The sequence below is a fragment of the Motilibacter deserti genome (genome assembly GCF_011250635.1).
GTDB lineage: Bacteria > Actinomycetota > Actinomycetes > Motilibacterales > Motilibacteraceae > Motilibacter_A > Motilibacter_A deserti.
Window position 1 is genome coordinate 1 of the sequence record NZ_JAANNP010000094.1, and the last position, 6,991, is coordinate 6,991.

Below are 6,991 nucleotides of genomic sequence, written 5' to 3' on the forward strand. Positions count from 1 at the left end.
GGCCGCAGCGACCTCGGACGACCCGCGCACCGTGCGGGTCGATGAGCACGCCGCCGGGGTGCAGGCCTCGCGCCAGCCCGCGGCTGCGGCCTCCGTCGATGGCGCCTCCGCCCGCGAGGGGCGGGCCAACGCTGCCGAGCTCGCAGCGATCGCCTACCCCCAGCCCGTCACCTCCACGGGTGCTGAGGCTGCCAAGGCCACCCTCGGAGCGACAGCCGCCGTGGCCGGCCAGGCGGCCCCCGCCACTGCGGCCGACGCCGGAGTGACCGCCGCCGCGGCGGTCCCGTCGCCGGCCACCCCGGCACCTGCGGCGCCTCGCCGGCGAGCCGCCCGCCCGTGACCGGGCCGCTCGACCACGACCCGGGGGCTACCGACATGGCGGCACCCGGCCGTTTCGGCGCCGACGCCGACACCGCCCCGCTGCCCATCCTCGAGCACGTCAAGGCCGCGCTTCACGAGGGCCAGGCCGCACCGTCGCCGGCGCCGCGCCTGGCCGCCGTCGCGTACCCACTGCCCCTCGGCACCCCCGCCCCGGCCGACCTCGTCGGCACCCCAGCGGAGGCCGCACCGACCGCCGGCAGCCCTCCCCCACCCCGCTCACCCCGCCCCTAGAGGCACCCCGAGCCAGGAGGTAGACCGCTCATGAGCCCCACCGACCACGCCCAGCTCTACGCCATGCACGACCAGGCCCAACGCTTCTACACCCGCGGCTGGGGCGGCGCCCAGAACCGCGACATCGCCCGCTTCCTCTCCGAAGTCCAGCGGCGCGGCATCACCACCGAGACCTTCACCAAGTACCAGGTCGGCTACGCCGCCCCCTCCTGGACGGCCCTGACGAGCCATCTGCGCGGGCTCGGCTACACCGATGAGCAGCTCCTGGAGTCCGGCCTCGGCCTCAAGACCTCGCGCGACACCGTGGTCGACCGCTTCCGCGACCGGGTCATGTTCCCCGTGACCAGCGCCGCCCCCGCCGGCGAGCTCGGCCACGTCGTCGGCTTCAGCGGCCGGTCCCTCGACCCCAACGCCGGCGCCGAGGGCGCGCCGCCGCGCTACCTCGACTCCCCCGCCACGCCGATCTACCGCAAGGGCGAGCACGTGTTCGGGCTCGGGTCCATGCCCGAGCTGGACGGCCGCGCGGCGGGCGCCGTCCCGGTCCTCGTCGAGGGTCGCTGGGACGTCCTGGCCGTCACCTCCGCCGATCCCGGCAGGTACTACGGCGTGGCCCCCGGTGGCACGGCGCTGACCCAGCACCAGGCCCATCTGATCGCCGCCTCGGCCGTCGGCCGGGGCGTCATCGTCGCCCCGGACGAGGACGAGGCGGGCCGCGCCGCAGCCCTGGCGGCGTACCCGCTGCTGCGCGCCGCCGGCGTGCACCCCGACCGCGCCCCCGGCGTCCCGGGCCACGACCCCTCCGACCTGCTGGCCCAGTACGGGCCCGCCACCCTCGCGTCATCGCTCGCCGCCGCGCAGACCCGGCCTCTCGTGGCGGCCGTGCTCGGGGACACCGTCAGCCGCCACCGCGACCGGCTGCAGTGGGCCGAGGGCCGCGTCGCGGCCGCTCGCGCTGTCGCTCCGATCCTCGCCGACCTTCCGCCCGCCGTCGCTCGCTGGCAGATGAACGAACTCGCGTCAGCACACGGCCTCGACCACGACCTGCTCATGCGGGAGTACCTCGCAGCGCAGACCGCGGGGGGCGATGCCCGGGGGCGAGCCGGTAGCGACGAGCCCTCGCAGCGCCAGATGACCACCCCGGCCACCGCTGCCTCACTCGCCGCCACCGCCTACCCCGCCCCCCTCTCCGGCGCTCCCAGGCTCGACAACCCTCTCCCGGTCACTGCCGCCCCGGCGCCCGCGATCGCTCAGCTCGCGGCCTCCGGACGACGCCTCCGATAGCCCGACGTGTGCGCTCAGCCAGCACGCGTGAGGGAGTGACCGACTGGGCGGTGAATTCGGCTCCCAAGCTCCCGACGGCCGTGGTGATCGAGGTGCTGAACGACATCGCCGCCCCCCCTCTGTGGCCTTCGACCTGGAGTGGACGTCGACGTGCACGCTGCCTCCCTCGCTGGCAGTGGCGAATGCGCCACCACCAGCAGGGGCGCGTGCCGCTTCGCACCCGCGACGAGGTGACCTTTCACGCTCGTCACTTTTGCTTGCCCTGGCGCATGAGTTGCCGGGTCACGGTCCACCAGCGGCCGCACCTGTTCGTCGACGAGCAGGTTGGCGGCCCTTTCCGCAGCCTGCCCAACGAGCACCCTTTCGACGCCCTCCCCAGCGCAGCGAGCGCTGGCGGCACCATGGGCACCCGAATGAGCGACCGCGTAATCATCAGTGCCCCCGCTGCGCAGGTGGGAGCGGTCGTCGCCCGCCAGGGGCTGGCGCCCTATGTTGGGCCAGAGTCGTTCGCGCGCCTCGAACGGTGCAGCCCGATGACTAACTCCTCTCGACTTAGCGCGAGGCTGATTGATTGAGCATCAGCGACCGCAGCGACTCCCCGATCGTGATATGCAGGCCAGCTCCCGCGCCAACCTCACGGAGTTCGCACACCACCTGCGACGACTCCTCGCGGGCGAACAAGTCCCCTCGAGAAGAAGGCAAACTTAAGCTGTCCACGGGGACATACCATCCAGCAATATACAGTGCGCGACCACTCTCGATTCTCGTCTTTGTTGTCAAAACTGGTTTAGGCCGCCCGCCTGGCGGAACGGCTACCAACTCAAGCTGCCGTGAGACCCCTCGCAGAAGGGCCTGCTGATCTCCCTGAGCATGGTCTGCCAGTATCGACGACACTTCGGGGTCCCAGGCAAGGCGCTGCTGCTCACTTGCACCCGGGACCTGAAACAGCCCCAGGGCCGCTGACTCAATCAGCGTCTCGGTCCGTTCGTGGTCCCACCTCTTAATGAACGCAGGCGGCATAGCTTGCACGAAGACGTTCCGTAACAACTCCTCCATGCCCGAAGCCGTCGACCGCGGACGTGGTGCGTGTGGCGAGTCCGAGCGGAGTAGAGGCGAGGAAGCATCAAGCTTGTGCGCGCGACTCAAGAGCCGCTTGAAGAGCGCGACCTGGTCGGCAATGTCCTGTGGTTTGACGCTGTAAAGAACTTCAAGCGGGTCACCGCCGCAGACCGAAACAACCTTATGGAGCAGCCTGTCGTCAAATATTGTCATATCGTTGACAGGACCCAACGCGGCCGCCTCGTCGTTGTCGATGAACCAGACGTCTATCCCCGCCTCCACCTGTTCGAGAACCAGTTTCCGCCACATTTCAAGAAACCGGGGAGGACGAGGCTTGCCGACGAAGACTCTGATAACCCGAACCGGCGTTGATCGCTTGACAGCGTCGAGATTCAGCCTTTCGTACTCTTGTCCATCTGTGCCGCACCACCACTCTAAGGTTTGCTCGCCTCTTGTGACGCCACGCAGGATCTCGTTGCAGTTGCGTGCGGCTTCGAGTAGCAACTCACCCCGGAAGCTATTGTCGAGCGTCAGGCGCCCTTCAACGACCTCGTCCAACCACGCCCCCAGCATCTCCATACGGTGCGCGAGCGCCCTCGCGTATACAGGCTTATCCTGTGCAACGAGGCGGGCGTTCAGGTGGGCGTCGAGTCGTCGTAGCTCTGGTCCCACCAGTGCTTCAGGTAGGGTGTAGATGCGGTCAAGTAGCTGCGCCGAACGAGCCCACCGCGCCTCATAGTCTTCGAGTTTGCCAAAGCCCTGCTTCGAGACGTCCGAGACTTTATTCATCAGTTCCCACATTAGTGTGAGGAGCACGCCGATGAGTGCGAACGAAAGGGTGCCTTGCACCCCATCGGCGGCCAGGGCGCCAACAATAGAAAGCGCCAAGGTGATAATAAGGCCAATAGACACCCTAAGAAGGCGCGGGGCTGAGCTACCAGGGTGTACCCAATTTCTCACGCTACGGATGCGCATGTCGTCTCCAGGTAGACGGAGCGGCGAATCAAGAGCGAAGACCCTGCTTCTCTACTCTGCGCATCACCTCCCATGTCGAACAGGATTGAAGCGTCAGTCATCGACTTTTCTACTGCTCAGGCTGTACGTGAGGCGAAGGAATCTCAGACCCCACCAGTAAAAGTCATGCTCCGTTTTCAGCCCCTGCTCGTCCACATGAACGTGTATTCGTTCTGACAGGAAGCTGAGGCGGCGCACTCGCAGCTCTTCGTCAGGGGCTGCGTCGCACAAGTAGTCTCCGGGAGTGGTGTCGCCCCTGATCCGACTGCGGAGGAGTAGCCCGCCGGATGGCGTCGCACTTGGGCGCAACGTGGCAGTCAGGTTTGCGTCAGGCAGCGGAAAGCCGACGCTGATGTATGCCGCCGCCGAGCCGGAGGGTCGGTAGACTGTGTATATACCGACGTACATCGGCTTCTTCGACGACAAAGCAACACGCACCCAGGCTCGGACGTCAATTCGCCCATCGAGGTCAACATCGAGTGTGTCGATGCGAGAGCCTAGGCCTTGGGCGGCCTCCGCCTGGCTCACCGGGAAGCAGAACTGCTGGATTGGTTGCGAGACCGTACTTCTGAAAAAGATGAAGAAGAGGCGAGCCAAAGGGTGCCAGGCAGGTTGCAACCGCATCTCGTATCGATCGGTATGCTCGTAGAAGTCGCGCACCGTGGCATGTACTTGTGTTGGATCGAAGATCGGGCTTCGCAGCTGATTGAAGTCATCCATGAGGCCGGTGGCCGCCCCAATCGTGTAGGCACCGCCGAGCCGTGTCGCGAGACCCTCAACGAAGCGCTCTCCAACGACCGCTGTTTCTGCCTCGAAGGGTACAGCATGCGGCTGCTCGTGCACGGGAACAGGCCGCAGCAGCCTCCTGCCAAGTCCAAGAAGCAGGTCATGCACCCGCAAGTTCATTGCTCCTCCCCCGGGTTCAGTCGAGTTCATCGTGCGCCCCCGTCAGGCTCCATGGCTAGGGCCAGGGCAACACTGCCTTGGGCGTCACGGGGTCCCGCATGTGCTGCCACTCGAGCGGCTTTGAGCAGCGTGCGGGAAGGCGGAATGCGTCGAGGCGTCCGCCGGCCGCGCGCCGCGTCGGGGGCGACCGGCACTCCTAGCGTGATCCCATCGGAATCGTCCAGCTGATGTAAGAGTCCGAGAGCCCAGGCTGGTGGGCGAGGACGACGATCACAAAGCGGCATCGGCACACTCCCGAGCAGGTGGTCCGCAAGCTCCGTGAGGGCGACCGGCTGCTCAACCACGGCAACGACCTGGCCGAGGTCCTGCACCGCCTCCACCAGACCCGGGGCGGTTCACACTGACTCCTCGGCCCTGGCTGCGGTGCACGACTTGTTCGGCGAGGACGTCCCCGTTCTTCAGATCGTCTGGACCGACTCCCGAGGGAACCTCCCCTGGGGAGCCGGGTTACGCCAACCCGCCCGGTTCTCAACCCCTGCTCGGGCCGGTCTGACGCATCCGGAAATGCCGCCGACCGGGCGGCGATGGCTGAACTGGGCGTCGCGGCGCCGACTCAGGTGGCGCGAACTAGCAGCCTCGCTGTGGGCCGCGGCGTCGCTCCCAGGGCTTGAGGGCTGCCCCTGGTGTCGGGGGCGGCGGCCATTGGCCGGGGCCAGGTGCGGGCGTTGTGGGCGTGGTCGCGGTCGGTGCAGCAGCGGCCTCGGCGGCCTGGCGGTCCTCCCATGCCTGCCGCGCCGCGCTTGCGCTCCCCGGCTGTGCGATGGCAAGGCGCTGGTACTCGCCGCGCAGCTCGCGCGCCGCATCTCGCGCGGCGGCAGCCTGGGCTGCCCGCTCTTGCTGTTCGCGCACGCGTGTCACCGAGGAGATGAGGGCGTACATCTGCGCCATCAGCGCGAGGACCTGACGGGATTCCGGAGCCATCGTCTTGCGGATTGAGGCCAGGGCGCGGGCGCCGGCGCGCAGGCTGTGGCCGGCCTGCGAAGGCGCGGGGACGCGCCCGTAGGCCTCCCGGGCTGCGCGCTCGAAACGTCGTGCGGCCGCCGTGACCGGCCCGGGCCGCTGCGGCTCGAGGACCCTCGCGGCCGACGTCAGGAAGTCCGACGCCGCCCAGGCCGCGTCCGCCGCCCCAGCGGTGTCGCCCGACTCGACGGCCCGGCCGCTGTGCTCGGCGGCCTGTCGAGCGGCGGACGCGGCGCTCATGAAGACCCGGCGCCGCTCCTCCGGCGAGGGCCGGTAAGCGCCGTGCAGCCGGCGCCCCGTGGCGCCGTACTGCGGCCCGGGCGTCGCGGTGTCGCCCGGTCCAGCCTTCCCGCGGGAGGCCGCGAGCGCCTCGTCGCCAGGGGTCGGCGCGTCGGACTGAGGCCCGTTCCAGCGCGCCTTGAGCTTGGGGAATGTGAGGTCCGAGGCGAGCCGGCCACCCCCGAAGAACACCGGCTGGCCGTCCTTGCCGACCTGCCCGTCGAGGGCGACGGCGTAGCCGGTGACCTCGCCGGGGGTGCGCTCGGACTCGCGCAGCCGCACCCGCACGCCTTGCGCTCCCAGCTTCGCCACGAACTCCTCCAGGCTCCCGGACTGCGCGCTTGCGGCGCGGACGGCCCGGCGCAGGGTGTCCCGGGGGGGCCTCTGTGCTGCCAGTCCGGGCCGCCTGCTCGGTCTCGGCGCGAGTCGGCGGAGGCTCGGACGTGCGGTCCGCAGGGGCCGTCCTGACCGACAGCCCGTACTTCGCCTCGGCCGCGTGCGCGCCGTCGCGCAGCTTCTTGAAGTCGTTCTGCGGGCGGATCCGCTTGCCGTCCTGGCGGACCAGAGTGGCCACCACGTGCACGTGGTCGGCGGCGTGGCGGACCGCGATCCACCGCGCGCCGAGCAGGTCGCCGGCCGGGGCGATGCCCGTCCGGTCCAGCATGTCGGCCGCGACCTCGCCCCACTCGGCGTCCGTGAGGACCCGGTCGTCGGCGTGGTTGCGCAGCACCAGGTGGTACACCGGCTTGGCCTCGGCGCCGACGCTCGCGGCCTTCAGGGGCGCCTCCAGGGCCGCGATCAGGTCGCGGAAGTCGCGCGC

General features: G+C 69.2%; 5 protein-coding genes and 2 pseudogenes. 3 read left to right on the plus strand and 4 right to left on the minus strand.

Annotation, left to right across the window (positions count from 1 at the left end):
* From G9H71_RS20170 to G9H71_RS20180, 3 genes and pseudogenes are all read left to right on the plus strand, one after another.
* Positions 1 to 340, plus strand: a pseudogene (locus G9H71_RS20170) (hypothetical protein); the annotation flags it as partial.
* On the plus strand, positions 337 to 612 hold the full coding sequence (locus tag G9H71_RS20175) for a hypothetical protein (RefSeq protein ID WP_166284580.1): 276 nt from the start codon (positions 337 to 339) through the stop codon (positions 610 to 612). The pseudogene G9H71_RS20170 and the gene G9H71_RS20175, both read left to right, overlap by 4 nt.
* A gap of 30 nt (positions 613 to 642) precedes the next feature.
* A complete protein-coding gene (locus tag G9H71_RS20180) occupies positions 643 to 1,893 on the plus strand; it encodes a toprim domain-containing protein (RefSeq protein WP_166284581.1) in 1,251 nt (416 codons plus the stop codon).
* Positions 1,894 to 2,445: 552 nt separating this feature from the next.
* Here the strand turns inward: G9H71_RS20180 and G9H71_RS20185 are convergent.
* The 4 genes and pseudogenes from G9H71_RS20185 to G9H71_RS25605 all read right to left on the minus strand — a co-directional run.
* A complete protein-coding gene (locus G9H71_RS20185) occupies positions 2,446 to 3,864 on the minus strand; it encodes a hypothetical protein (RefSeq protein ID WP_231135175.1) in 1,419 nt (472 codons plus the stop codon).
* Between the two features lie 156 nt (positions 3,865 to 4,020).
* Complete coding sequence (locus G9H71_RS20190) at positions 4,021 to 4,860, minus strand: hypothetical protein (RefSeq protein WP_166284583.1); 840 nt, start codon at positions 4,858 to 4,860, stop codon at positions 4,021 to 4,023.
* Positions 4,861 to 5,499: 639 nt separating this feature from the next.
* Complete coding sequence (locus G9H71_RS20195; protein WP_166284584.1) at positions 5,500 to 6,483, minus strand: hypothetical protein; 984 nt, start codon at positions 6,481 to 6,483, stop codon at positions 5,500 to 5,502.
* 220 nt (positions 6,484 to 6,703) lie between these two features.
* Positions 6,704 to 6,913, minus strand: a pseudogene (locus G9H71_RS25605) (relaxase); the annotation flags it as partial.
* Between the last annotated feature and the right edge of the window lie 78 nt (positions 6,914 to 6,991).

What these genes read in the sequence shown, in the direction of transcription:
- G9H71_RS20180 (WP_166284581.1), top strand. Translation starts at nt 643, where the DNA reads ATGAGCCCCACCGACCACGCCCAGCTCTACGCCATGCACGACCAGGCC.